Consider the following 24,609-nt stretch of genomic DNA (forward strand, 5'->3'; position numbering starts at 1 on the left):
AGAACCTCTCATCAGAAAGGGGACTGGCCCGAATAAAGAAAGCCTGGCGTATCTCGCTCAGCTACACGATATGCCGTTGGGAACACTCAAGACGCGCGTGAAAAGATTCATCGACCAAGGTATCGACAGAGACAAGGCGATTCGACTCGCTCTCGAAAGCCCCATAGGCCCCCAGGGCCGCCCTCGGCAAGGATGACGGGGTTAGACAGTGAAAGACGCCTCGTCTGAACGACGCTACGAGAGTGGAATGGCTTGCAAGTCTAAGTGGTTAAATTTACTATCAAAACCACTGCGGGTGTAGCTCAATGGTAGAGCAGAAGCTTCCCAAGCTTAAGACGAGGGTTCGATTCCCTTCACCCGCTCCATTACGGCCCGTTAGCGTGTGCCGACTTTGTTATTTACGCTCCTTCCCCTTCGTGTCGGTCCGACATCTTTTTGCCATCTCCAAGTCATTATCCATAAAAGTCTCCATATCTTGACGAGTGGCGCGGCCAATCCTTTGTAGTCAGGATAATGTGCACGTAAGGCGCGCATCGGCTGTTAATCCTCTACGCTGATAGGGCAATCCAGAAAAGGAGATGTCCAATGGCTCAGCGCCCCACCAAGTGTCCGAAATGCGGTCAGGAGAGTCTGGAGGTAGCAACGGGCGATACGCAGGGCGATGAAGTGCACTGTGCGTCCTGCGGTGCAGTCATCGGCGAGAGATCGGATTTTACCAGCGATATGCAAAAACGTGAGGACAAGTTCGTCAAGCAAGAGATCGCGGACAAGTTCGACCAGACGCTTCCCGGTGACGATGCCAAGGGTAGCCATTGATACCCGGTCGATAACGTCGAGAAAGACGCCCTTCACCAGAGAGGCGTCTTTCAGTCCGCATGGCCTAAATCGCATTGATCGGAAAAGAGAAAGCCCGACCGTTGATCGGCCGGGCTTTCAATCAGCATGTGCCTAACCTGCTGGAGGCTGCGGTCGATTCCGAACCGCTTCCTTGGCACCGTATTCCCTGACGGAATTTCCTGTCGCTATCCATGCTTAAAACCGCTCACAAGCATCACTTGTGAATCGCTACGCAGCCCATTTACTGAACATCTCAAAGAATGATGTCGACTTCATGTCTTGAGTCCATGATGCTCACTCACACCGGCATTATGGAACGGAGTCGAATTGGATCCTCTTCTATTAGGCTATTAAATAATCTCCAGCGAAGCGGAATCTGTTCGGCCAATGTCAGGCGAACGATCTTGCCAGAAAGTAAAACACCCAGAGAAAGAGTCGGCCGACTAGTGCACGTTACCGCCTCAGCTTGCGCCAACTGTCGTAATTCCAAAGCCAACATGGATTAACTAAAAAGCGGGTATTTGGTAGCATTTTGTAAATGTAATAGCCCTGCTTCGATGACAGATCAGCAAAACGGGACAACTAGTGATATGAATGATTAACCGCCTAGATAGAAAGGCTTATTCAGGGCAAAAAAATCCCCGACCGAAATCGGGGAACCAAGGATCTACAACGAACGGTAAGATTAATACTTGAAAGGGATGGCCGGTAGGTCATTCGATCCTATTTTTTTGTAAGAGATCGCCTATTTTGACATCCCACATTGACCTAAAGAACAATTCATTAGACCACTATTCATATAATTGATTAGCCCGGTAATTCTGTTTCGTACTTGCCAAGGCTTGCCTGAAAAGTCGTCTAGGGCAGGTTAGACACGGCAAAAATCGAAGTAAACGGACCGGGCTGGCGTATCGTTTTTCAATGACAGCGAGGAATTTTGATCCGGTTTTTAACGCCGTATGTCCGAACACAGGTAGTTTTCAGGCCAAGCTAGACGACATCCCGCACCCGCTCCCAGGCGTGCTCGAGATGGGCACTCAAGGCGCCGACCAGCGCAGACGTATCGCGTCGTTCCAGTGCCTGAATCATCGATTCGTGCTCCGCTACCGCTGCCGCCCACTTCTCCTTTCCTTCATGCCCAATGAAACGCACGCGCTTGAGCTTCGACTGCAATGACGCATGAACCTGAATCAGCGACTCGTTGTGGCTCAGCGCCACGATAGCGGAATGAATGCGCTGATTGGTCTTGTAGTAATCGAGGCGATTGCCGTCTCGGTAGTAATCCAGCATCTCATCGTGCAGCCGTCGCACTTCCGATATCTCCTCGTCGCTCCCCTGCTCGCAGGCCAGGCGCCCCGCGAGCTCCTCGAGCGTACGAATCAGCACCAGCATGTCCTGAATGTCCTTGGCCGAGAACTGGCGGACCGACGCACCGCGCTGCGGCGTCAGGTCGACCAGGCCTTCGCTCGCCAGAAAGCGCAGGGCTTCCCGAAGCGGCGTGCGCGAGACACCCAGACGCTCGCAGAGTGGACCTTCGTAGATACGCTTACCCGGCTCGAGTTCGCCTTCGATGATCATGTCTCGAAGGTGGCTGGTGATCGCATCATGAAGTGAATGCCGGGCAATGGCAGAGCGCGACGATGGCGGCGCGGACATGGCTGTCTTGTTCATGAATAGGGGCCGGTGGTTTGAAAGTGACGCATTGGATTTATCGATTCAGCCTCAGCACCCTCAAGGATACTCGTCTTGGTGAATGTCTGGGTGACTGTCTTGGTAACTGTCTGGGTGAATCATCTGAAGCCATCATACTGCGCCTCGAGCGGTCCCTGCCTCAATACCAACGTATAATGTATACATTTCGTTTTTGAGCGCAATCTCCTTCTCAAAGCGGGTGCTTCACCACGAAGTGCCGCCCCGAACGACGAGGAGATACCATGGCTCTTTCCCCATCGCGTCACGACGCATCCGAGCGACCGATCATCGCCCTGGCCATGGGCGACCCTGCCGGCATCAGTGCCGAGCTGGCAGCCAAACTGGCCGCGGACGACGCCGTCAACCACGCCGCAAGACTGATCATCATCGGTGATCGTCGGATCTTCGATGAAGGCGCCCGCGTCGCCGGCGTCGCGCCAACGCTTCAGGCCGCCCATGACGGCGACGCATTTTCGAATCTCGAATCACCGGCGTTTTTGGATCTAGGCCATCTGGCGCTGGAAGACGTCGATCAAGGCAAGGCGACGCCGGCCGGCGGAGAGTTCGCTTCGACCAATTTTCGCAAAGCCCTGGCACTGGCCCATGGCGGCCAGGTGGATGCCGTCTGCTTCACCCCGTTCAACAAGAAGGCGATGCGCTACGCCAACCCGGGCTACGACGACGAAATCCGCTTCGTGGCCGACGCCATCGGCTTCGAGGGCAAGGCGCGGGAATTCAACATTCTCGAATCGGTGTGGAATGCTCGCGTGACCTCCCACATTCCGCTGAAAGATGTTGCCGCGGCGCTGACGCCGGAATCGATCATCGACGAACTGGCACTGACGCATCGTTGCCTGCAGCAGGCCGGGCATGATCACCCGCGCATCGCCGTCGCCGGCCTGAACCCCCACGCCGGCGACGGCGGCAGCTTCGGCATGGAAGAGATCGAGATCATCGAACCGGCCATCCAGCGTGCCCGCGAACAGGGCATGGATGTCGAAGGCCCCTTCCCGGCCGATACCGTTTTCCTTCGCGCCGTGAAAGAAGGCTTTCACGCGGTGCTGACCATGTATCACGACCAGGGTCAGATCGCGATGAAGATGATGGGGTTCGATAGCGGCGTGACGATGCTCGGCGGCCTGCCCTTCGCCGTCTGCACGCCGGCTCATGGTACGGCCTACGACATCGCCGGCCGCGGCATTGCCGATCTCGGCGCCTCGCGCCAAGCCTTATTGCTGGCAGCACGCATGGCCAGCCGAGCCCGCCAGGCGGCAGCAGACTGAAGTTTCATCGTGTCCGGCGCAGACCGGCACGCTGGAAAGGTAGTGACTCATACGAGTCGATCATGGATCACAAGCGTCTTTCACAAGAGCAATAACGCCAGAAACGACAGGAGAAACGCCATGTACCTCAAGTCTTTTTCCCCGGCCATGAAGGCCCGGCCAACGGTCAAGCTCAAGCCCCTTGCCCTGTTTTTCGCCGCGCTCACCGTCTCCGGTAGCGCGCTGGCCTGGCAACCGGATCGCCCCGTCGAATTCGTGGTGACCTCCGGTGCCGGCGGCGGTACCGATACTTTCGCCCGCACGGTGCAGTCGATCATCGGCAAGCATCAGCTGATGGACAAGTCGGTCATCGTCTCCAACAAGGGTGGCGGTAGCGGTGCCGAAGGTTATGTCTATTCGGCGTCGTCCAAGGATGATCCCTACAAGCTGACGTTCGGCACCAACAACGAGTATCTGCTGCCCGAAGTCGGGGAGATGCCCTATGCCGCCGACGATCTCCAGCCGGTCGCGTCCATGGCCATGGACGAATTCCTGATCTGGGTCAAAGGCGATGCGAAATACGCCAGCGCCAAGGATTTCATCGACGCCGCCAAGCAGAATCCCGGCAAGATGCAGTTCGCCGGCAGCCAGTCCAAGGACACCGATCAAACGTTGGTCAGCATGATCGAGGAAACCACCGGTACCGACTTCCGCTACGTCCCCTTCAACGGCGGCAGTCAGGCGCTGGTGCAGCTGGCCGGCGGCCATGTCGACGCCAACGTCAACAACCCCAACGAGAACCTGGGCCAGTGGCAGGCCGGCATGATCAAGCCGCTGTGCGTGTTCAGCCCGGAACAGCTGCCCAAGGGCGAACCCGTCTATGAAGGCAAGGGTTGGGGCGATATTCCCACCTGTCAGTCGCAGGGGATCGATATCAGCGAATACCGCATGCCGAGGACCGTCTGGTTGCCGGCCGGCGCCCCCAAGGAAGCGGTGACCTACTACCAGGATCTGCTGAAGAAGGTCAGCGAAACCCCGGAGTGGAAGGACTACGTCACCCGCACGGTGCAGACCAGCCAATTCCTGAGCGGCGATGAACTCAAGCAGTACATCGATGACAACGCCAGCACCGTCAAGAAAGTCTTCGAGCAGGAAGGCTGGAGCAAGTCCTGAACCGACGACGGGCTTCCTGAACCGACGACGTTGTCGAGTGGTTGACGTTGCAGGGCAGCTTCGCGCTGCCCTTCTTTTCCAGAAGGAGGGAACCGCATGACCCACAATGGCATTTCCCGTTACAGCATGGAGATCGCCACCGCGCTACTGACCGGCGCCATCGGCCTGGCGATCTGCTACGGCGCCTGGCAGGTCGGCACCGGTTGGACGCCGAGCGGGCCGGACTCAGGCTACTTCCCGTTCTGGATCGGCGTACTGGTCGTCGCCGGGAGCCTCGTCAACCTGCTGCGCACGGTCATCGGCCATCGCCACAAGGACGAAGTCTTCCTGGACGCTGTCCGTCTGCGATCGCTCGCTCGTTTCACGCTGCCGATCATCGGCTTTGCCGTGATCTCCCTGCTGCTGGGGCTCTACGTCGGCACCACGCTCTACGTGCTGTTCGCGATGCGCCTGCAGGGCCACTACGCCTGGTGGAAATCGCTCGCCAGCGGTATCGCCATCAGCGTCTGCTTCTATCTGCTGTTCGAACTCGTATTCCAGGTGCCGCTATTGAAAGGCCCGCTGGAACACGCGTTCGGCATCTATTAAGCGTCCGTCTTCCGGAGATCGCACCATGAACAATCTCTCGCTGCTGATGGACGGCTTCGCCACCATCCTCACCTGGAATCACCTCATGATCATGGTGATCGGGGTGATGCTGGGCATGCTGGTCGGCGTGCTGCCGGGTCTGGGCGCGCCCAACGGGGTCTCGCTGCTGCTGCCGCTGACCTTCACCATGGATCCAGTCTCGGCCATCATCCTGTTGAGCTGCATGTACTGGGGCGCCCTGTTCGGCGGCTCCACCACCTCGATTCTGTTCAACATCCCCGGCGAGCCCTCGTCGGTGGCCACCACTTTCGACGGCTACCCGATGGCGCGCAACGGCGAGGCGACCCGCGCCCTGACCCTGGCATTCATGTCCGCCGGTCTGGGCGCCCTCGCCGGCGTGGTGATGATCACCCTGCTGGCCAACTGGGTGGCACAGTTCGGGCTCAAGTTTTCGTCGCCGGAATACTTCGCCGTCTACTTTCTGGCGTTCTGCAGTTTCATCGGCATGAGTTCCAGCGCGCCTTCGAAGACGCTGGTCTCGATGATGCTGGGGCTGGCCTTCGCCACCGTGGGCATGGATAGCGTTTCCGGCGGCCTGCGCCTGACTTTCGGCATTCCCGATCTGGTCAAGGGCATCAGCTTCCTGGTCGCGGTGATGGGGCTTTTCGGTATCGCCGAGCTGATGGTGACGACCGAGGAGGGCTTGAGCTTCAACGGTATCAAGAGCCGGATCCGGATCAAGGATATCCTGCGCACCATGGCCGAGCTGCCACGTTATTGGGTCTCGCTGGTGCGCAGCATTCTGATCGGAATCTGGATGGGCATCACCCCCGCCGGGCCGACCGCCGCCTCGTTCATGAGCCATGGCCTCGCCAAGCGCTTTTCCCGACATCCCGAACGGTTCGGCAAAGGCGAGCCCAACGGGATCGTCTCGCCGGAAGCGGCGGACCATTCCGCCGGCACCTCTGCGCTGCTGCCCATGTTGGCACTCGGCGTTCCCGGCTCCGCCACCGCTGCGGTCATGATGGGCGGACTGATGATCTGGGGCCTCACCCCGGGGCCGATGCTGTTCATCACGCGCCCGGATTTCGTCTGGGGCCTGATCGCCAGCATGTATCTGGGTAACGTGGTCGCGGTCATTCTGGTACTGGCGACGGTGCCGCTCTACGCCTCGATCCTGCGGGTGCCCTTCGCCATCATCGGCCCGGTCATCGTCGCGGTGATCTTTACCGGGGTCTACCAGGTCGCCAACTCGACCTTCGATTTCTGGCTGCTGCTGTGCTTCGCCCTGCTCGGTTATCTGTTCAAGAAACTCGACTATCCGGTCGCGCCGCTGGTGCTGACCATGGTGCTGGGTCATCGCGCCGAGGAAGCCTTCCGCCAGTCGATGGTCATGTCCGACGGCTCGTTGACCATCTTCTGGTCCAACTCGCTGGTCACCACGATCATGGGGCTGGGTGCGCTGATGCTGGTATGGCCGCTGATTTCCAAGCTGGTCGGACTACGGGGCTGGCGCCAACGGCTGCATCGCCAGAAGCCTGGGGACCACAAGCCCTCCACGCCCGACTCTCGCGCCTGAATCTCGGCCCGCGTTCCATTCGAGGAAATCGTCCATGCATCTTTCCCACTATCTCGATGGCGGCGACCCGATCCGCTGCTGCGTGATCGGCGCCGGCGGATTCGGTCGCAGCTTCGTGGTTCACGCCCGCCATCTGGCGACCGTCGACGCTCGTATCGTGCTCGATCTCGATCCCGACCTGGCGGCCAAGGCGCTGACCGATGCCGGCATCGAGCCCCGACTGATTCGCCATTGCCGAACGCCGGCTGAAGCCAGGCGTGCCTGGGACGATGGCAACTGGATCGTCGGCGACCGGCTGGAAGCCGTTATCGAACTGCCGCTGGACGTGGTGATCGAAGCCACCGGTCACCCCGAGGCCGGCGCCCGCCATGCCGCCCTCGCCATCGAAGCCGGGCACCATGTCGCCCTGGTGACCAAGGAAGCCGACAGCGTGGTCGGCCCCGGCCTGGCGGCCATGGCGCGGAAGCAGGGTTGCGTGATCAGCCCGGTGGACGGCGATCAGCCGGCACTGGCAATCGGCCTGATCAGTTGGGCCGAGACGGTGGGGCTCGAGATCCTCGCCGCCGGCAAGTCGAGCGAATACGATTTCGTGTTCGACCCGACCACGGAAACCATGACCAGCAACGGCCGCTGTGTCGCCGTTCCCGGCTTCGGGGAGCGCTGGGACCTGCCCGCGGGGCTGGACAGCCAAGGCCATCATCAGTGGCTAGCGGATCGCAGCAGAATTGCCGGGGAGCTACCCCAGCATGCGGTGCCGGATTTGTGCGAGATGTCGATCGTCGCCAACGCCACTGGCCTGCTCCCGGATCGCCCGGCGCTGCACTATCCCATCGCGCGTCTCAACGAGATCGCCGAGCTGTTCGTGCCGGTCGCCGACGGCGGGCTGTTGACGCGAACACCGGCACTGGAGGTCTTCCACTGCCTGCGTCGGCCGGACGAATTCAGCCTCGCGGGTGGCGTATTCGTGGTCGTGCGCGGTCATGATCGCGCCAGTTGGCAGATGCTGGCCGAGAAAGGCCATCTGGTCAGCCGGCGTGGCGACAGCGCGATGCTGCCACTGCCGCGTCACCTGCTCGGCCTCGAAGCCGCGACTACCCTGCTGGAAATGGTGCGTCGCGGCGTTCCCAGCGGCGTCGCCCAGCCAAGGCCGCACGTCGACCTGATCGCGATGGCCGAATCGGACCTGGCCGAAGGCACCACGCTCACCGCTCATGGCCACCATCACAGCATCGACCAGGTATCTTCGGCGCTGGTGCCGGCCAGTGCGCTCGGCGACGACGCCCCGCTGCCCTACTATCTTGCTGCCAACCGAGTGTTGATGCGCTCGGTCCGCGCGGGCGAGCCCATTCGCGTGCGTGACGTCGCGATCGATCAGAGCTCATACCTGTGGAAATTGCGCCAGACTCAGGATGCCCTGTTCTTCGCCCCAGCCATGTCCACCAGCAACATGTCCGCCAGCAACATGTCCGCCAGCAGCATGCCCTCTGGCACCGAGTCTTCTATCTTTAAGCCTTCTACCCCTGACGCTAACGAGAATCCGAGATGACTTCCGATCTTTCCGACTGGCCGATTGCGGCTGCCATGCTGCCTTTCTCCAACCGGCTGGCAGATGGCACTCCGCTCCAGGAGGCCAGCGCCGAGCAATGGCAGCCGCTGTTCCAGGAGATCGCCGAGGCGGGCTTCGATCGCGTCGATCTCTCCGATAACTGCTTTCGTCCCGGCGACCTGTCGAGCGCCCAACTGGACGCCCTCGCCAGCGTGATCAAATCCGCGCGTCTAGTACCCAGCTCGATCTCGGTAGTGCGCTCGAGCGTGATCGACGAGCGCCATGGCGACGATCATCTCGCCTACAGCCATCGCTCGCTGGAGGCCGCGGCCAGGCTCGGCATCGGCACCGTGTCGATCGGTCTGCACCGCCCCCTGACCGAGGCCCAGCAGCGTCAGCTCTGGTTCTGGACGGTCGAAGGCCACCGCGACGATCCCGACGATCGGGCACAGTGGCAGAAGGCAGTGACCCGTATCCGCGAACTCGGCCAGCACGCCGCCGAGCTGGGCATCGTGCTGTCGCTGGAGATGTACGAAGACACCTACCTCGGCAGCGCCGATTCGGCCGTCGCCATGGTCGAGGAGATCGGATTGCCATCGGTGGGCTTGAATCCGGACATCGGCAACCTGATCCGCCTGCACCGTCCGGTCGAGCCATGGCTCGAGGCTTTCCACAAGGTGCTGCCGTGGTCGAACTTCTGGCACGCCAAAAACTACATGCGCGACGAGGACACCGAGCGGGGGCACTATGTCGCCTTCCCAGCACCGATGGAGAGCGGCCTGATCAATTATCGTCAGGCGATGAAACTTGCCGTCGAAGCCGGCTTTCGCGGCGTGATCTGTCTCGAGCATTACGGCGGCGACGGTCTCAGTGTCTGCGCCGCCAATCAACGCTACCTGCGCGAACGCGTCCTGCCCGCCTGCCGCCATGTCACTCAAGGCTTGAGTCAAGTCAAGCAACCCTCACTGAAATAGTTGGCTGCCGGCTAGGTCGGCCAGTCGCATGTTGGCACGTTATTCGAGGGAACTGTTCGAGAAGCTGAGTCAGAAAATGACTGCTGCCGCAAATTGACTTCAGTTATTCGAGTGGTGGCCGCTAATATCAAAGATATTGCCCTCGACCCAGCGGGAACGCCGATATCGTTGAACGATCGAGCCACTTATTTTCCTTACCCGACAGGTGAGCATGACAATCACTGACTATGGCATCGATCAAACACCTGCTCTGAATCAGCTCGTACGTAGCACCGCGCACTCCGCCGACTGTCCCTGGGGCGTGTTCTACTGGACCAGCGAGCCAAACTGGTCAGCGCTTGCCTGCTTTGGCATGCCGCGTCCCGCAGCACTCGACCCCGATAGCGTGTCGCACCTGCGTAACGCACTCAGCCAGACCGATCTGCTAGCGATCAACGATACCCGCGCCGAAACAGCCCTGATGCTACCGGGGCTGCGACCGCCGGGCGGGCGCGAAATACGCTTTATCGCTGCCGTGCCGGTCAAGGGTCGCCACAACGAGATACTCGGCGCCCTGTTAATTGCCGACCATGAACCGCATGCCGGCTTGAGCGCGGCACAGCGCTACGTATTGCACACGCACGCCGTGCAACTGGCGTTTCGGCTCGACGCTCATAACGTGCATGACAAGCCCAGTGCGCCTAGCCCGGTGATTTCGGAGCGCCTGCGCCTGCTCGAGTCCGTCGTGGTAAACGCCAACGACGCCGTCCTGATCACCGAAGCCGAGCCTATCGAACTTCCCGGCCCGCGCATCGTTTATTGCAATGCAGCCTTTACGAGAACCACCGGCTACAGCGAAGCGGAAGTGCTGGGCAAGACCCCGCGCCTGCTGCAGAACGGGCAAACCAACCGTCAGGCCCTCGACCGCCTCAAGGCAGCGCTTCGAAAGTGGCAGCCCGTCGAGGTGGAGCTGCTCAACACACGCCGTGACGGCAGCGAGTTCTGGGTCGAACTCAGCATCGTGCCAGTGGCCGACGAGCGCGGCTGGTTCACACACTGGGTCTCGGTGCAACGCGACATCAGTGAGCGCAAACAGGCCGAAGAAATCAGCAATCAGGCGCGCATTGCCCAAGCTGAAAAACTGGCACTGGAAGCCAAGCTGCTTGAACGTCAGCGCATTGAGGCAACGCTGTCCTACGCAGCGTTTCACGATGATCTGACCAAACTGTACAACCGCGCTTTCGTCATGGATCGGCTCAACAAAGTGCTAAGTCGCAAGCATGGCGGCAAACCACTGCAAGCCACCGTGCTCTTTCTGGATCTGGATCGTTTCAAGCTGGTCAACGACAGCTTGGGGCATCGCGCCGGCGATCTACTGCTCATGGAAGTGGCACGCCGTCTGGAAAGCTGCCTGCGTGGCGGCGATACACTGGCCCGGGTTGGCGGTGACGAGTTCGTGATAGTGGTCGAGGGTGAGGAGCACGATCGGGTGGCGGTCCAGTTGGCCCAGGAAATAATCGACCAACTGCAGACGCCGTTCAGACTGAGTGACCAGGATATTTTCACATCCTGCAGTATCGGTATCGTCGGTGTCAGTGAAGAGTACACCACGCCTGAAGAACTGCTGCGTGATGCCGATGTAGCCATGTACGCCGCCAAAGCCCATGGAACCGGGAATTTCACCCCCTTTACCGGTTCGATGCGCACCAACGCCGTTGAGGCTCTGTCGCTGCAAAACGACTTGAAGAATGCCATCGCGCAAAGTGAATTTTCTCTTCACTACCAGCCCATTTACGACTCGCTAACGGGTGCACTCTGGGGTGTCGAATCGCTGATTCGCTGGCATCACCCGCAGCGCGGCCTGGTTTCGCCCGCTACTTTCATTCCTATCGCCGAAGAGATCGGCGTAATTCGCGAGATTGGTCGCTGGGTCATGGATCAGGCATGTAAACAATTACAGGCTTGGACCCAACAATATCCCGAGCTGGAATTGCACCTGAGCGTGAACGTTTCGGCCCGGGAGCTGAAGCAATATCAATTCATTGCGGAAGTGCAATCCATACTGGAGACCAGCGGCTTCCCGGCGAATCGCCTGCAGATCGAAGTGACCGAAAATGTCTTTCTTCACGATCCGGCGCTAGTCGGGCAAGTACTGGAAAAATTGCGTTCGCTGGACGTGCAGGTTGCGCTCGATGATTTCGGCACCGAGTATTCTTCGCTGGGCTACATCGACAAATATCAGATCGATTCGATCAAGATCGACCGCTCGTTCGTGCTGCGCATGCTGACCCATAGGCGCACGATGGCCATCGTGCAAAGCATTCTGGGCTTGGGGCAGGCGCTGGATGTAAAAATCGTCGCCGAGGGCGTCGAAACCCAAGCACAACTCGATATGCTCAAGGCCATGGGCTGTCCTTATGTACAGGGCTTCCTGCTGGCTCGACCCATGCCGCCACAAAAAATGGCCAAGTTATTACTGACGCTGGCCGAGGGTTATCAAGCCTCGAGTCAGTAACGTTTTCAAACTGGATAAGCGGCTGCGCGCCAATCCGGACTACCGCTTCGACGCAGGCAGACGACCTTAGACTCGCGTCAATCGGCAGGGCTAGATAAATCACTCTCGCCTCGATGCTTCTCGCGTCAGACGATAGCTATGCTCAGAAGCCAAGCACGACACGAGGCGTCATGAACATCACTCATCTCGAACACGCCATCATCGCCGTCGCCTTTCAGTGCCTCCTGTGGCCGCTCGTCGGACGCTGGGTGGGCGGTTCGCTGATCGTCGCGGTATTTCTGGGGCGCGAAATCGCTCAACACGAGTACGCCGGGGGCGGCCCCAATCACGTCGCCTATCTTTACGGGCTGCTCCATCACTGGTCGTTGGACTCCAGCTTCGATGTCCTCTCTCCCGCTGTCGCCTGCGCCGTGCTGGCATTGATCGCGCCCGGCAGTCCGGTGTGGCAAACGCTGAAAGGCCGCCGAACGAATTCCGTCAGTCGCAGTCAACCGTGAACAGACTTTCAGGAGATATCCCATGGGACTTCGCTTTCGCCGCATGCTGCGGCTGGCACCAGGGCTGCGGGTCCGGCTCGACAATCATGGCCCGACGCTCTCGATCGGGCCTCGCGGCGCCAACCTGAATTTCAGCCGTCGCGGCATTCATAGCCACGCAGGTATTCCTGGCTCCGGTGTCTACCATCGGCAATCACTATGGAAGCGGACATCACGAACGGGGAAGGCGGGAAAGAAGAAGCGCTAGCCGGCAGCCGGTCAAAAAAAACCCGGCCCGAAGGCCGGGCAAGTACGCAGGGGATTGTCCCCAACGCCATTATCGATCGGTTGGCGCGCTACAACAGTTTGATTTGTCTCGTCAATTTGAGGGAGATTCACTCGGGTTGGCTACTCGCCCAACGCCAATTTCAATCCCATATCCACATGCAGCGCGGTCGTATCATAAAGCGGCAGATCGCAATCTTGCTGCCGCAGTAGCAAAGCGATTTCCGTACACCCCAGAATCACACCTTGCGCGCCCTGCGCCTGAAGCCTGGTGACGATCTGCTGATAAACCCGTCGCGACGATTCATTGATCACGCCGTGGACCAGTTCTTCGAAGATGATTCGATGAACGCTTTCCCGATCTTCCCGAGACGGCACCAGGCAGGAAACGCCATGCTCGTCGAGTAACCGGCCTCGATAGAAATCCTGCTCCATCGTGAAGCGTGTCCCCAGCAGCCCGACCTGATCGATGCCATCGCCGCGCAATCGTGAACCAGTGCCATCAGCGATATGGAGAAAAGGGATGCTCAGCGCCGACTCGATCGCACCGGCTACCTTGTGCATGGTATTGGTCGCCAGCAGCAGGCATTCGGCACCCGCGGCTTCGACCTGACGGGCCGCTTGCGCCAGCGCCTCCCCTGCCTGATCCCAATCACCACTTTGCTGCAGCGCTTCGATCTCGGCAAAGTCGACGCTAACCATCGCGATCTTCGCCGAATGATATCCGCCGAGACGGTCGCGCACGCCCTCGTTGAGCAGACGGTAATAGCTCTGCGTGGATTCCCAGCTCATGCCGCCCAGTACGCCGATGGTTTTCATTGCGACTCCGATCCTGTTCTCGACTGATTCGGTTTTATCATAGATCGGCGGGAGCCGCGTCATGGCCGGCCTCGTTCCGTTTTCGTCCGCCGGGCTACCAAAGAATCATTTGCCCGGTGACCGTCTTTCAATAAATACTGTATGTCCATACAGAATTTTAAAGGAAGGCGAATGCACTATGTCCAACGTCAAACTGCTCGGCATCATGCGACCGGATTCCCCACGTGTTGAGATCCCCTGCCCCGATATTCTGGCCCGCTGCGGCATCGCCGGGTTTGCCAGCCCCGCAGAGGACTACGCCGGCCGCGCGCTAGATCTGAACGAGAAGTTCATTAAGCATAAGGCGGCGACGTTCCTGTTCCAGGCGGTGGGCGACTCGATGGAGGAATATCGCATCCAGGAAGGCGACTATCTGATGGTCGACCGCTCGATTACCGCCCGCCCCGGTCATATCGTGCTGGCGTTGGTGGAAGGCGAATTCACGGTCAAGAAATGGATCGAGCGAGGCCAATGGCAGCTGCTCTGCTCCGGCGGCAACCGCTACCCACCGATTCCCCTCAACGGCGTCGAGTCGCAGATTTGGGGCGTCGTGCGCTCCAACCACATCGAGTTCCCGGTATGATCGCCATCGTCGATTGCAACTCGTTCTACGTCAGCTGTGAACGGCTGTTCCAGCCTCACCTGAACGGCAATCCTGTCGGCGTCATGAGCAACAACGACGGCTGCGTCATCGCGCTCAGTAACGAGCTGAAAGCGCTCGGTGTCAAGATGGGCACACCGGCCCACTACCTGAAGGAACAGGTCGCCCGCGGTGAGATCACCCTGTTCTCGAGCAACTACGAGCTTTACGGCGATATCAGCAGCCGCGTGCAAGCGGTGCTCGAAGAATTCAGCGCCGGCATCGATCCCTACTCCATCGACGAGTGCTGGGTCGACTTCTCCGGCTTCGCCCCCGGCCAGCTCGAAGACCACGCCCGGGAACTCCGGCGCCAGGTGAAGCAATACACCGGCATTCCCGTGTCGATCGGCGTCGCCCCCACCCGCACGCTGGCGAAAGTCGCCAACCGCGCCTCGAAGAAGATCGCAGGCTTCGGCGGTGTCTGCGTGCTCTACCCCGATAGCCCCCAGACCCAAGGCCTGCTGCAGCGCTGCGAACTGGGCGACATCTGGGGCGTCGGCCGCCGTCTCGCCGAAAAGCTCGGCAACCTGGGCATCATCACCGCCTGGGATCTGCGCAACCAGAACGCCAAAGAGATCCGTCGGCGTTTCTCCGTCACCCTCGAACGCACCGTGCTCGAGCTGCAGGAAGTCGACGCCATCGAGATGATGGGGATGGACTTCGCCCGCGAGCGCATCATGACCAGCCGCAGCTTTGGCCGACTCACCAACGACAAAGGCGAGATCCGCGAAGCGATCCGGCAGCACGCCCAACGCAGCGCCGAGAAGCTGCGCAAGCAGGGTTCACTATGCCGCGCCGTGCTCGTCTTCCTCCGCACCAACCCCCACCGGCAGGATCTCGCCCAGCACAACCCCAGCATGATCATCGAACTGGACAACCCCACCGACGATGGCCGCACCATCGTCGGCGCCGCCATTCAAGTACTCGAACGCCTGCACGCGCCGAACAAGCGCTACATGAAAGGCGGCGTGATGCTGATGGAAATCTGCGATCGCGCGACGGAGCAGCTATCACTGCTCAACGCGCCACAAAGCGACGTCGATCGGGCACGTAGCGAAAAGCTGATGGGCGTGATGGACGAGCTGAACCAGAAGATGGGCCGCGGCACGGTCAGGATCGGAACACCCAGCGCCGGCGCCGCCTGGCACCTGCGCTGCTCGCACCGGTCGCCGCGGTATACGACAAGATGGGAAGAGATACCGGCAGCGAGATCCTAGGGCGGATTTACAGCCCTTCATCATCGAACGGGTTCACGCGACCTGATACCGACGCCGTAGAGCGACCACCACCGCAAGCACGACCAAGGCGTAAAGGGCTGCCACCACGTCATCCAGCGCGATTCCCAGGCCACCGCCGATGGCCTCGACATGGCCGATGGGCGGCAGCTTGGTGATGTCGAACAATCGGTAGAGCAGGAACGCCAACCCCATCACCCACCAACGGCGCCCCGCAGCGAGTCCGATCATGACGATGGGGAACGCCAGATACTCATCGGCCACGATATGGGAAACATCCCCGCCTCCCATCCAATAGGAAGCCAAATGGCAAAGCGGTACGGCCACGACCAACAACGCCACCATGATGGCGACGCGTCGCCCGAGTGAGAGGCCCAACAGCCACCAGGCCAACGGCAAGCCGATCAGGGAACCAAACGTCCCCGGCGCCCAAGGCAACCATCCTAGTCCAAAGCCGGTCGCCACCAGCAAAACCGCGTTCTCCATCATGACTTCCCGTCAGCCTGTGTGTAGGCCGTGCAGCGTAATGGGGCTGTCATGAACCTGACATGAAAATGTCATCTGCGACTGCACAGCTCTGAAGTAACGAGGGATTCGCGAGGCGCGCATCAGGGGGCGCTAAAGGACAAAGTAGGGAGAGATCCTGACGGTGAGATCCTAAGCCGGATTCAACAGCCCCTCATCATCCCCCTCGCCCGGCTTGTTCATACGCGTCGAGACGGCCCAATGCGTAAACGCCGCGGCCGGCACGTGACGCACGAAGCGGCGGATGGTCTCACGGTCGGTGAGATCCGGATCCAGCCAGGGTTCGATGCTGTCATCGGTGAGAATCAGCGGCATGCGGTCGTGGACGTCCGCCGCCGAACCGCGGGCGGACTCGGTCAGTATCGCCACGCCGGGCTTGCCATCGGCGCGCTCGGTCCAGATACCGGCGAAAAAAAACGGCTCCCGATCCTCACGGCACAGGAAGTGCGGTTGCTTGGGTTGGGTACCGGGCAACCACTCGAACCAGCCGTCGGCCGGGATCAAACACCGATGGCGCTGAAACGCCGCCTGATAGAACTTCGACGTGGCCACCGTCTCGACACGGGCGTTGATCGGCTGCGGCGCTGTCTCCCCCGCCCACTTAGGTTTGTAGCCCCACCACACGCTATCGAACGTCAGTTGCGGATTGTCCCCCTGCCGACGAATCGACGAGATCCATGTCCCCGGCGCCACGTTATAGCGTGGCACAGGCGGATCATCGACGCGAATATCTCCGATGCGGTGGGCGAACCGCGGGTAGGTGCTGTAGAGAGAGAATCGAGAACACATGATTTCAGAAATCCGAGCTTAGTGAACTAATCGCATTCCTCGTCAGCAAGCTCAACGATATTTCTTCGCCTTACATTTAGCTCTTCGCATTTAGCTTCTCCTATTCGCACTTGATTTATCTTGATATCGCACAATTTAAGCCAGGAAAGCTCAACTCGTGCCACGAGCCTGGCTCCATTTTCACCCTGTAATACATGCTGCAGTTCCCGCGCAAGCCGTAATGTTCTGGTGTGAAGTGAAGAAAGGGAAGTACCAGCAGTTTTTGCCAACCAAGGAACTAGTTCATGACTAGAAATATTACTGAGTGCTTTAGCAGCATAAAGGCTAACAGAGCCTTGCGTAGTTAACAAATGCGAAAAAATATCTATGGGCTCTTTTTGGCTGAGAAACATATCAACTCTAGTTTGCAATCGCCTACGAATTTCCGCATTCAAATCGTTAAGAACTATATCTATATCGACAGTAGCACTTGAAGGAAATGCCATTGCTTCGATAATTTCGAGGCTGTGATCTATAACCTTGTCCACATGAGGAGAGATTGCTGGGTTAACGCCTAACGCAAGTAGGAACTCAACGATGTTACTTAACGTTCGCAACGTCAATTCCTGAGGCTTACTGAGAGCGCTTTTCAGCAAAGCAATTACTTCATTGGTATCGTCCCCGGCGCCCATTCTGATCTTATCCAATGCAGCCTTATAATATGCGCTCTCTCTATTCTCTCCACCTGAGGCTAAGTTCGCAACGTAGTCTTGCATCTTCTCTGAATCTAAGTAACCACTATAGATGAGATCTTTTGCAAAACATGAATGGACACTACCATGTTGAAAAGCAGGGAGAGAGAAAATCTTTTCACTTTGTTCTTTAACTTCGTCTGAAAGCTCGGAATCGGGCAAAAATACCGAATACAACGAATCGGAAATGAATTCTTCATCGAGTGAGTCTGGTTCAAAGCGAATCCATGCCCAGAGCGTCAATGCGCTAATTAACTCAATAAAATGATCTTTATAATCACTACTGCGAATATAAAAATTATAAGAATCCACTATCTTTCTGATTGTTCGTATGTTTGTTATACCGAGAGACGTGATTGCTTCCCTCAAAGTATTAAACTCATCGCTGGCAAGCTCTTTGGAAACAATATTTTCCAAATATTCGGCGCAACCGATAGTGAAATTCACTTCAGCATCGACGACTTTTTCAAGCCCCTTTCTATAGTAATCTTCAATCTCAAGCTGGCGTCCGGCGATAAGCACAATTTTGCAATCTTGCATTTGACTTAAATAATCAACGAGCCCCAGAACTGTTTCTGAAGAAAGGCTGCTGCTTTTCCTTTCCAAATCGTCAATACAAACGATATATCCCTGTAACTGACTGAAACCAAGAACGTGAAAAAAACGTGAAAAATAGTGAACAAAAGGCAGGGTATCGAGGAACCTGAACAGCTTGAAAAATCCAACGCTCAAGAATCGCCACGCTACAATAATGGACGGAAAAAAACCCTGAGGCGAAAATAGGTCCAATGCCTTTACTTGGCGATGACAGCGATTAGCATTCAGAATCCGACTGTGCGAAAGCTTCTGCTTGAGGTCTTCTAAACTCCCGACACCAAATAAAGATATGTAGCAATATTTATCAAACCCCGAGCTTAAGTCTCCTAAATTTTCTGCAGCGACATCTTCCCATAAAAAAGTTTTCCCAGCTCCCCATTCTCCGCGAATCAGCAATACTTGCTGACTATCATTCGATAGAAACCTATTGACTATCCTTTTGTAACCTTGGTAGTTCATGCGCCCTCGACGTCTAAAACCCTGCCCACTTTCCGCCATGCCTGCCCGATGATCTCCACCCCGCCGAGATCCTCCGGCTTGATCAGCTCCCGCTCGTAAGCCGAATTATCACTGATCAGTATCCACGCCCCGCCGGCCACACGCTGCACGCGCTTTAGTCGTAGCTCATCGCCCATACGGAGCAGGAAAACACCGTCCAGTGTGCGCTGGCGCGGTTGACCAACACCTGCTAATGGTCGCGGATCGTGTCGCCCATGGAATCTTGTATGAACCAAGCCACAATCTGCTCAAAGCCCATGAAACGGCCGTACCTAGCTTGGCGGCCGCAACGCTTCGCTAACCATAATGGCATGCGAGAATATCGACGGAAACACGATGTCACACTTGGATCGGAATCTACAGAGTACGATCGTCGATCACATCAAATCGTGTTCCTAGCGGTTCAGGAACAGCGCTGACTCCAGCTCGGTGGCCGGGGGTAAAAACAGCAGCGGGAGAATGGCTGGCGCTCGAAAAGCGAAACCGCGAGCGCCTCGGTGCGAACCGGAGGGTTCTCATCTCCTCCCCCTTCTGACGCCAAATTCCAGGCATAAAAAAACCGGCTATTGAAAGCCGGTTCTTTTCAATTCGTGGCGGGGGTAAAAACAACAGCGGAGGGATTGCTGACGCTTGTCGGCGCTCGAACACCCAAACCGCGAGCGCCTCGGTGCGAACCGGAGGGTTCTCATCACCTCCCCGCCTCGCGCTTTATTCCGGACATGAAAAAGCCGGCTACTCGAGCCGGCTGATTCAGAATTCGTGGCGGAGGGGGAGGGATTCGAACCCTCGAAGCCTTGCGACTTACACACTTTCCAGGCGTGCTCCTTCGACCACTCGGACACCCCTCCGCATTGTCATCCCGACCGTTTCGGCTGTGCCGCACCGTTCAGAACGGCGCACATAGTAACGAGCTAAGCCTGTGATCGCAAGCCATTTTCTCTTTACCGTCGCCCTTTTACGTCTATGGGCACCACCGAGGCGTCAGGTCCATCGCTCGACGTAGTCATCCGGGTTGCGTATCTGCATGCCAGGATAACGACCACCCGGCTGCCCCAGGTAGAGGTAGCCGATCAGCTCTTCCTGATCGCCGAGACCGAGACCGCGCCAAACCGTCTTGTCATGTGCATAGGTACCGGTGCGCCACATGGCGCCGAGGCCTTGGGCATAGGCGGCGTAGAGCATGGCGTGGGCCGCGCAGCCGGCCGAAATGATCTGCTCGACCGGCGGCACCTTGGGCAGGCCCGGCGTGACATTGGCGATCACGGCAATGATCATCGGTGCGCGTTTGGGCTTCTTGCGCGCAGCGTCGAGGTTGCCTTCATCGATATGCGGGTTGGCCTGATAATCGGACTGGGCGAAAAGCTCCCCTAGTCGATCGAGCCCTTCCCCGCTGATCTCGATGAATCGATAGGGCGTCATTTCCTTGTGGTCCGGCGCCCGCAGCGCGGCACGATAAAGGGCGTCGAGCTGTTCGGCGGTCGGTGCAGGGCCGGCCAGCTTGCCCATCGAACGGCGCTGATGCAGTAGTTCCAGAGCGTCCATGTTCGGCTTCTCCATCCAGGCACGTGGTTGAACGAATGTTCTTAAAGGAATGCTCTTGACCGAATGCTCTTGACCAAGTGTTGAGCAGGATATCGGATGCGATTGCAGATCGCCCGACTCTACGTCAAAAGCGTTACTGCCGCAGCAGCCGTGCCGGCAGCGCGGGTGTCCAGCCAGGCGTGGCGCGCCAGGGATTGATATCCAGCCCGCCACGGCGGACGTAGCGCGCCATCACCAGCAGCTCTTGCGGACGGCAGCGCGCCATCAGATCCACGAAGATATGTTCGACACAGTGCTCGTGGAAATCCTGATGCTGACGATAGGAGATCACGTAACGCAGCAAGGCGGCACGATCGAGTCGCGGGCCGCGGTAGGCGATCATCACGCTGCCCCAGTCCGGCTGGCCGGTAACCGGGCAGTTGGATTTGAGCAGGTGTGAATGCAGTGTCTCCTCGACGATATCGCTCTCGTCGCTGGCGAGCAGATCCGGCGAAGGCGTGTAGCGATCGATATCGACTTCGATGTCGTCGAGACAGTCGCCCGGCATCGGTTGGGGGGCCAGTTCGGCATCATCGGCGCCGTAGAACTCCACCGTAACCGGTGCGCCGGCCGCCGCGCTCAGATCCCGCCGCAGAAACTCGACCACCGCCTCGCGATCGGCGAACGTCGTCTGATTGAAGCTGTTGAGATAGAGCTTCCACGACTTGGATTCGATCAGCTGCGGCGAATCCGCCGGCAACCGGAATCGCGCCACGGCGACCACCGGCTTGCCCCGCAGATCCAGCCAGGAGAGCTCGAACGCCCACCACTCGTCGCCCCCGACGAACGGTAGCGATGTCGAGTCGATCCCCAGCGGCGCGCGGTTGGCCGCCCGCTCGATGGGGAACAGCAGCGAGGCGTCGTAGCGCTCGGGGTAAGCGGACTCCCGCCCGAGGGGCGCATCGGTCAGCGTGTGCGGGCGTTCCTGAGTCATGAACGAATTCCCTTGCCGCGATTGAGCATCCACAGCGCCAGGCTCCAGAGCACGACGATGAACGCGGCAATGGCGATCAGCGCCCCGCCCACGGGGATGTCGGAAATTCCGAGAATACCGTAGCGGAAGGCGTTCACCATATAGAGGATCGGGTTGATCATCGTCACGTTCTGCCAGAACTGCGGCAGCAGATCGATCGAGTAGAACACGCCGCCAAGATAGGTCAGCGGGGTCAGCACGAAGATCGGGATGATCGAGATATCATCGAACTTCTTGGCCAGCAACGCGTTGATGAAGCCACCGATCGAGAACAGCATCGCGGTCATGATCACGACGGCCAGGGTCACGAGCGGGTGATGCAGATTCAGGTCGGTGAAGAAGAACGACACGATCGTGACGATCAGGCCAACGCCGAGGCCACGTGCCGCGCCACCGATGACGAAGCCCGCCAAGATGACCCAGTTGGGCATCGGCGAGACCATCATCTCTTCCACGCTGCGCTGAAACTTGTTGGAGAAGAACGACGAGGCCACGTTGGAGTAGCTGTTGGTGATCACCGACATCATGATCAGGCCGGGCACGATATAGGACATATACGAGATGCCGTGCATCTCGCCCACGCGCGAGCCGATCAGATTGCCGAAGATGATGAAGTACATCGTCATGGTGATCGACGGCGGTACCAGCGTCTGCGGCCAGATGCGCACGAAGCGGCGTACTTCCTTGACCACCATGGTCCAGAGAGAAATCAGCAGTTGCCGGGTATTCAAGACGCCGTCTCCTTGGCCTGCGTGGATTGCGCGGATTCACTGTCGATGCCCTTCGAGGTTTCCGGCTGCGAAGTCATCGAGACGAACAGCTCTTCCAGACGATTGGCGCGATTACGCATCGAGAGCACGCGGACGCCCTGCTCGGTCAGCTGCTGGAAGGCATCGTTGAGATTGGTGCCCTTGCGTACGGACAGCGCCACTTGATGCGAGTCGACACGTTCGATCTCGAAGCCTTCGATCACCGGGGTCGTTTCGAGCGGCTCGGCCAGATCGAGCAGAAATGTCTCGGTATCCAGCTCGGTGAGCAAACCCCGCATCGAGGTGTTCTTGATGATCTCGCCGTGATTGATGATCGCGATGTTGCGGCACAGGCTCTCGGCTTCCTCGAGGTAGTGGGTCGTCAGGATGATCGAGGTGCCTTCTTCCTCGTTGATCCGGCGCATGTACTCCCACATGCTGCGGCGCAGTTCGATATCCACACCGGCGGTGGGTTCGTCGAGAATCAGCAGCCGCGGCCGGTGAATCAAGGCCCGGGCGATCATCAGGCGGCGTTTCATACCGCCGGAAAGCATGCGGGCGGCGCCGTTGCGCTTGTCCCACAGGCCGAGATCCTTGAGCAGGCGCTCGCAGCGCGGCTTGGCTTCCTTCAACGGCATGCCATAGTAGCCGGCCTGGGTCAGCACGATGTCCTCGACCTTTTCGAACTGGCTGAAGTTGAACTCCTGGGGCACGACGCCGAGCGCGTATTTCGCCTTGGCGAAGTCCTTGTCGATATCGATACCGAAGATGCTCACCTGTCCCGCGGTCTTCTGGACCAGCGAGCAGACGATGCCGAGCGTGGTGGATTTACCCGCCCCATTGGGACCGAGCAGCGCAAAAAAATCGCCCTGGGGAACATCGAGATCGATGCCTTTCAGGGCCTCGAAACCATTACCGTAGACTTTGGTCAGCCCGCGGATGGACAGTGCAGGTTCTGCCATCAGGGATTCCTGTCATGTTTGAGAAATCGAGAGTGATGAAATCAGCTTAAACGTAGTGCCGTGAATATGGGGGCAATTCCACGAGGTTCAATCTTTAGCAGACGAATGAATGATTCGTGATGACAGTCGAACGACCTGGCTGCCGATGCTACCGGGTGTGACGAATAAAGAGGGCGAGACGCGTTGCTGAAGATCCAGGCCACCGGTTACCGCCAATAAGCGCGCTCACTGGTATTACTGGCAGGTGAGTCAGACAAATCCGGAGCAGAGAGGGTCAGGAAACAGGCTGGCTGTCACGATGCTGACGGAAATCGAGGTTTCTGGAGTTTCACGATTGGAGCGGGAAAGGAGATTCGAACTCCCGACCCTCGCCTTGGCAAGGCGATGCTCTACCACTGAGCTATTCCCGCTTATCGTTGCCGACGCTGATAGCGACGACGACATGACCTGGCGATCATGAAAGTGGCGTCCCATAGGGGGTTCGAACCCCTGTTACCGCCGTGAAAGGGCGGTGTCCTGGACCACTAGACGAATGGGACGCAATGGAGCAGCAAGCTGTTCCGGTACCGCAAAAGTTGGAGCGGGAAAGGAGATCGACCGGGCTGGCGTTCCAGCTCCCGACCTACACCTACCGTTCCGATACTACCTAAATTTGGAGCGGGAAAGGAGATCGATCGGACCGGCGTTCCGGCTCACGACCCATGCTGCCTATCTAACGCTACCTAAATTTGGAGCGGGAAAGGAGATTCGAACTCCCGACCCTCGCCTTGGCAAGGCGATGCTCTACCACTGAGCTATTCCCGCACCGAAACCTTCTCCTGCACACTTCGCAAAACCGAGTGGCGTCCCATAGGGGGTTCGAACCCCTGTTACCGCCGTGAAAGGGCGGTGTCCTGGACCACTAGACGAATGGGACGTAATGTCTCGGCTCCGTCGAAGTGGCGCGTATGTTACTGAGGCCGTTTTGGGGTGTCAAGCAATTGATTTAACCGATTTTCACCTCGACCTAATCAAGGCTGGTCAGCGGCCGGCAAATGGCCTGTAATGCAGGACATGAGCTGAAGTCGAAAGTATCAATGCGGCAACATGAGGAGAGCGAACATGAGCAAGGTGGAAAAGACCGAGGCCGAGTGGCGCGAGAAGCTGACCCCCGAGCAGTACCACGTCACTCGCGAGAAAGGCACCGAGCGGCCATTCACCGGCGACTATCAGGTCGAGCCGGTCCAGGGGATCTACCACTGTGTCTGCTGTGGCGCGCCGCTGTTCGAGAACGAGCACAAGTTCGAAGCGCACTGTGGCTGGCCGAGTTTCGACCGGCCCCTGGCGGCGGCATCGGTCGAGGAGCACCACGACGACAGCCACGGCATGCGCCGGATCGAAGTGACCTGCCGCCGCTGCGACGCCCACCTCGGGCACGTGTTTCCGGATGGACCGGCGGAAACCACCGGGCAACGCTACTGCATCAACTCGGTGGCGATGACGTTCCACGCCGGCGAATGAGCGGTGCCGACTCTCGATGCCGGGGACAAGGCTCGGGCGGCGAACACGTTGACACGTCGGCGATT

At 58.7% G+C, this 24,609-nt stretch carries 23 protein-coding genes and 6 tRNA genes; 14 read left to right on the forward strand and 15 right to left on the reverse strand.

Annotation, left to right across the window (positions count from 1 at the left end):
• Window positions 1-291: 291 nt before the first annotated feature.
• Window positions 292-365, forward strand: a tRNA-Gly gene (locus DOM58_RS05625).
• 220 nt (window positions 366-585) lie between these two features.
• Window positions 586-816: a hypothetical protein gene (locus DOM58_RS05630; RefSeq protein WP_110692118.1), complete on the forward strand. Its 231-nt coding sequence runs from the start codon at window positions 586-588 to the stop codon at window positions 814-816.
• A gap of 1,011 nt (window positions 817-1,827) precedes the next feature.
• On the opposite strand, the gene DOM58_RS05635 is transcribed toward DOM58_RS05630, so the two are convergent.
• A complete protein-coding gene (locus DOM58_RS05635) occupies window positions 1,828-2,508 on the reverse strand; it encodes a GntR family transcriptional regulator (protein ID WP_110692119.1) in 681 nt (226 codons plus the stop codon).
• Window positions 2,509-2,771: 263 nt separating this feature from the next.
• On the opposite strand from DOM58_RS05635, the gene DOM58_RS05640 reads away from it, so the two are divergent.
• The 9 genes from DOM58_RS05640 (at window position 2,772) to DOM58_RS05680 (ending at window position 12,889) form a co-directional block, all read left to right on the forward strand.
• The gene (locus DOM58_RS05640) at window positions 2,772-3,812 is read left to right on the forward strand and encodes a 4-hydroxythreonine-4-phosphate dehydrogenase PdxA (RefSeq protein ID WP_110692120.1); all 1,041 of its coding nucleotides are present in this window, start codon (window positions 2,772-2,774) and stop codon (window positions 3,810-3,812) included.
• 120 nt (window positions 3,813-3,932) lie between these two features.
• Window positions 3,933-4,964, forward strand: coding sequence for a Bug family tripartite tricarboxylate transporter substrate binding protein (locus tag DOM58_RS05645; RefSeq protein ID WP_210403209.1), 1,032 nt, complete (start codon window positions 3,933-3,935; stop codon window positions 4,962-4,964).
• A gap of 96 nt (window positions 4,965-5,060) precedes the next feature.
• Window positions 5,061-5,552, forward strand: coding sequence for a tripartite tricarboxylate transporter TctB family protein (locus DOM58_RS05650; RefSeq protein ID WP_110692121.1), 492 nt, complete (start codon window positions 5,061-5,063; stop codon window positions 5,550-5,552).
• A gap of 25 nt (window positions 5,553-5,577) precedes the next feature.
• Window positions 5,578-7,131 (forward strand): tripartite tricarboxylate transporter permease, encoded by a 1,554-nt coding sequence (locus DOM58_RS05655; protein ID WP_075561825.1) that lies wholly within the window; start codon window positions 5,578-5,580, stop codon window positions 7,129-7,131.
• Window positions 7,132-7,165: 34 nt separating this feature from the next.
• Window positions 7,166-8,677 (forward strand): NAD(P)H-dependent oxidoreductase, encoded by a 1,512-nt coding sequence (locus DOM58_RS05660; RefSeq protein ID WP_223162136.1) that lies wholly within the window; start codon window positions 7,166-7,168, stop codon window positions 8,675-8,677.
• Complete coding sequence (locus tag DOM58_RS05665; protein WP_110692122.1) at window positions 8,674-9,651, forward strand: sugar phosphate isomerase/epimerase family protein; 978 nt, start codon at window positions 8,674-8,676, stop codon at window positions 9,649-9,651. The genes DOM58_RS05660 and DOM58_RS05665 overlap by 4 nt, the downstream gene beginning before the upstream one ends.
• 211 nt (window positions 9,652-9,862) lie before the next feature.
• The gene (locus tag DOM58_RS05670) at window positions 9,863-12,145 is read left to right on the forward strand and encodes a putative bifunctional diguanylate cyclase/phosphodiesterase (protein ID WP_110692123.1); all 2,283 of its coding nucleotides are present in this window, start codon (window positions 9,863-9,865) and stop codon (window positions 12,143-12,145) included.
• Between the two features lie 170 nt (window positions 12,146-12,315).
• Entirely contained in the window at window positions 12,316-12,642 is a 327-nt protein-coding gene (locus DOM58_RS05675; protein ID WP_110692124.1) for a hypothetical protein, read from the forward strand.
• A 22-nt stretch (window positions 12,643-12,664) separates the two neighbouring features.
• Complete coding sequence (locus DOM58_RS05680; RefSeq protein ID WP_110692125.1) at window positions 12,665-12,889, forward strand: DUF4236 domain-containing protein; 225 nt, start codon at window positions 12,665-12,667, stop codon at window positions 12,887-12,889.
• A 140-nt stretch (window positions 12,890-13,029) separates the two neighbouring features.
• Here the strand turns inward: DOM58_RS05680 and DOM58_RS05685 are convergent, their stop codons facing one another.
• Window positions 13,030-13,725, reverse strand: coding sequence for an aspartate/glutamate racemase family protein (locus tag DOM58_RS05685; protein ID WP_110692338.1), 696 nt, complete (start codon window positions 13,723-13,725; stop codon window positions 13,030-13,032).
• 178 nt (window positions 13,726-13,903) lie between these two features.
• Here DOM58_RS05685 and DOM58_RS05690 point away from each other — a divergent pair, with 178 nt between their 5' ends.
• Window positions 13,904-14,347, forward strand: a complete 444-nt coding sequence (locus DOM58_RS05690; protein ID WP_245392170.1) for a LexA family protein — start codon at window positions 13,904-13,906, stop codon at window positions 14,345-14,347.
• Window positions 14,344-15,621: a Y-family DNA polymerase gene (locus tag DOM58_RS05695; RefSeq protein ID WP_110692126.1), complete on the forward strand. Its 1,278-nt coding sequence runs from the start codon at window positions 14,344-14,346 to the stop codon at window positions 15,619-15,621. The genes DOM58_RS05690 and DOM58_RS05695 overlap by 4 nt, the downstream gene beginning before the upstream one ends.
• 33 nt (window positions 15,622-15,654) lie before the next feature.
• On the opposite strand, the gene DOM58_RS05700 is transcribed toward DOM58_RS05695, so the two are convergent.
• The 13 genes from DOM58_RS05700 to DOM58_RS05760 form a co-directional block, all read right to left on the reverse strand.
• Window positions 15,655-16,125 carry a phosphatidylglycerophosphatase A family protein gene (locus DOM58_RS05700; protein WP_342588582.1) on the reverse strand — a complete coding sequence of 157 codons (471 nt, stop codon included), beginning with the start codon at window positions 16,123-16,125 and terminating at the stop codon, window positions 15,655-15,657.
• 171 nt (window positions 16,126-16,296) lie between these two features.
• Window positions 16,297-16,953: an SOS response-associated peptidase gene (locus tag DOM58_RS05705; RefSeq protein WP_110692128.1), complete on the reverse strand. Its 657-nt coding sequence runs from the start codon at window positions 16,951-16,953 to the stop codon at window positions 16,297-16,299.
• A 26-nt stretch (window positions 16,954-16,979) separates the two neighbouring features.
• Window positions 16,980-18,740 carry a hypothetical protein gene (locus DOM58_RS05710; protein WP_110692129.1) on the reverse strand — a complete coding sequence of 587 codons (1,761 nt, stop codon included), beginning with the start codon at window positions 18,738-18,740 and terminating at the stop codon, window positions 16,980-16,982.
• Window positions 18,737-19,015 carry a S24 family peptidase gene (locus DOM58_RS17810; RefSeq protein ID WP_280951119.1) on the reverse strand — a complete coding sequence of 93 codons (279 nt, stop codon included), beginning with the start codon at window positions 19,013-19,015 and terminating at the stop codon, window positions 18,737-18,739. Before DOM58_RS17810 ends, DOM58_RS05710 begins: the two co-directional genes overlap by 4 nt.
• 524 nt (window positions 19,016-19,539) lie before the next feature.
• Window positions 19,540-19,627: transfer RNA gene (locus tag DOM58_RS05720), tRNA-Ser, on the reverse strand.
• 133 nt (window positions 19,628-19,760) lie between these two features.
• On the reverse strand, window positions 19,761-20,321 hold the full coding sequence (locus DOM58_RS05725) for a nitroreductase family protein (protein WP_110692131.1): 561 nt from the start codon (window positions 20,319-20,321) through the stop codon (window positions 19,761-19,763).
• 133 nt (window positions 20,322-20,454) lie between these two features.
• Entirely contained in the window at window positions 20,455-21,294 is an 840-nt protein-coding gene (gene queF / locus DOM58_RS05730) for an NADPH-dependent 7-cyano-7-deazaguanine reductase QueF (protein ID WP_110692132.1), read from the reverse strand.
• Entirely contained in the window at window positions 21,291-22,064 is a 774-nt protein-coding gene (locus tag DOM58_RS05735; RefSeq protein WP_075562527.1) for an ABC transporter permease, read from the reverse strand. Before DOM58_RS05735 ends, queF begins: the two co-directional genes overlap by 4 nt.
• Entirely contained in the window at window positions 22,061-23,044 is a 984-nt protein-coding gene (locus DOM58_RS05740) for an ABC transporter ATP-binding protein (RefSeq protein WP_075562528.1), read from the reverse strand. The genes DOM58_RS05735 and DOM58_RS05740 overlap by 4 nt, the downstream gene beginning before the upstream one ends.
• Window positions 23,045-23,379: 335 nt before the next feature.
• Window positions 23,380-23,454: transfer RNA gene (locus tag DOM58_RS05745), tRNA-Gly, on the reverse strand.
• Window positions 23,455-23,507: 53 nt separating this feature from the next.
• Window positions 23,508-23,583, reverse strand: a tRNA-Glu gene (locus tag DOM58_RS05750).
• Between the two features lie 190 nt (window positions 23,584-23,773).
• Window positions 23,774-23,848, reverse strand: a tRNA-Gly gene (locus tag DOM58_RS05755).
• 36 nt (window positions 23,849-23,884) lie between these two features.
• Window positions 23,885-23,960, reverse strand: a tRNA-Glu gene (locus DOM58_RS05760).
• A 185-nt stretch (window positions 23,961-24,145) separates the two neighbouring features.
• On the opposite strand from DOM58_RS05760, the gene msrB reads away from it, so the two are divergent.
• Window positions 24,146-24,544: a peptide-methionine (R)-S-oxide reductase MsrB gene (msrB, locus tag DOM58_RS05765; protein ID WP_075562529.1), complete on the forward strand. Its 399-nt coding sequence runs from the start codon at window positions 24,146-24,148 to the stop codon at window positions 24,542-24,544.
• The last annotated feature ends 65 nt before the right edge of the window (window positions 24,545-24,609 follow it).

It is taken from the genome of Salinicola halophyticus (assembly GCF_003206695.1).
Lineage (GTDB): Bacteria > Pseudomonadota > Gammaproteobacteria > Pseudomonadales > Halomonadaceae > Salinicola > Salinicola halophyticus.

Excerpts from the sequence above, each read along its gene's own strand:
- DOM58_RS05705 (WP_110692128.1), bottom strand. The coding sequence starts at position 16,953 with ATGTGTTCTCGATTCTCTCTCTACAGCACCTACCCGCGGTTCGCCCAC.
- DOM58_RS05660 (WP_223162136.1), top strand. The coding sequence starts at position 7,166 with ATGCATCTTTCCCACTATCTCGATGGCGGCGACCCGATCCGCTGCTGC.
- msrB (WP_075562529.1), top strand. The coding sequence starts at position 24,146 with ATGAGCAAGGTGGAAAAGACCGAGGCCGAGTGGCGCGAGAAGCTGACC.
- DOM58_RS05635 (WP_110692119.1), bottom strand. The coding sequence starts at position 2,508 with ATGAACAAGACAGCCATGTCCGCGCCGCCATCGTCGCGCTCTGCCATT.
- queF (WP_110692132.1), bottom strand. The coding sequence starts at position 21,294 with ATGACTCAGGAACGCCCGCACACGCTGACCGATGCGCCCCTCGGGCGG.
- DOM58_RS05675 (WP_110692124.1), top strand. The coding sequence starts at position 12,316 with ATGAACATCACTCATCTCGAACACGCCATCATCGCCGTCGCCTTTCAG.
- DOM58_RS05695 (WP_110692126.1), top strand. The coding sequence starts at position 14,344 with ATGATCGCCATCGTCGATTGCAACTCGTTCTACGTCAGCTGTGAACGG.
- DOM58_RS05670 (WP_110692123.1), top strand. The coding sequence starts at position 9,863 with ATGACAATCACTGACTATGGCATCGATCAAACACCTGCTCTGAATCAG.
- DOM58_RS05700 (WP_342588582.1), bottom strand. The coding sequence starts at position 16,125 with ATGGAGAACGCGGTTTTGCTGGTGGCGACCGGCTTTGGACTAGGATGG.
- DOM58_RS05655 (WP_075561825.1), top strand. The coding sequence starts at position 5,578 with ATGAACAATCTCTCGCTGCTGATGGACGGCTTCGCCACCATCCTCACC.
- DOM58_RS05645 (WP_210403209.1), top strand. The coding sequence starts at position 3,933 with ATGTACCTCAAGTCTTTTTCCCCGGCCATGAAGGCCCGGCCAACGGTC.
- DOM58_RS05665 (WP_110692122.1), top strand. The coding sequence starts at position 8,674 with ATGACTTCCGATCTTTCCGACTGGCCGATTGCGGCTGCCATGCTGCCT.
- DOM58_RS05725 (WP_110692131.1), bottom strand. The coding sequence starts at position 20,321 with ATGGACGCTCTGGAACTACTGCATCAGCGCCGTTCGATGGGCAAGCTG.
- DOM58_RS05685 (WP_110692338.1), bottom strand. The coding sequence starts at position 13,725 with ATGAAAACCATCGGCGTACTGGGCGGCATGAGCTGGGAATCCACGCAG.
- DOM58_RS05680 (WP_110692125.1), top strand. The coding sequence starts at position 12,665 with ATGGGACTTCGCTTTCGCCGCATGCTGCGGCTGGCACCAGGGCTGCGG.
- DOM58_RS05630 (WP_110692118.1), top strand. The coding sequence starts at position 586 with ATGGCTCAGCGCCCCACCAAGTGTCCGAAATGCGGTCAGGAGAGTCTG.
- DOM58_RS05690 (WP_245392170.1), top strand. The coding sequence starts at position 13,904 with ATGTCCAACGTCAAACTGCTCGGCATCATGCGACCGGATTCCCCACGT.
- DOM58_RS05710 (WP_110692129.1), bottom strand. The coding sequence starts at position 18,740 with ATGAACTACCAAGGTTACAAAAGGATAGTCAATAGGTTTCTATCGAAT.
- DOM58_RS05650 (WP_110692121.1), top strand. The coding sequence starts at position 5,061 with ATGACCCACAATGGCATTTCCCGTTACAGCATGGAGATCGCCACCGCG.
- DOM58_RS05740 (WP_075562528.1), bottom strand. The coding sequence starts at position 23,044 with ATGGCAGAACCTGCACTGTCCATCCGCGGGCTGACCAAAGTCTACGGT.
- DOM58_RS05640 (WP_110692120.1), top strand. The coding sequence starts at position 2,772 with ATGGCTCTTTCCCCATCGCGTCACGACGCATCCGAGCGACCGATCATC.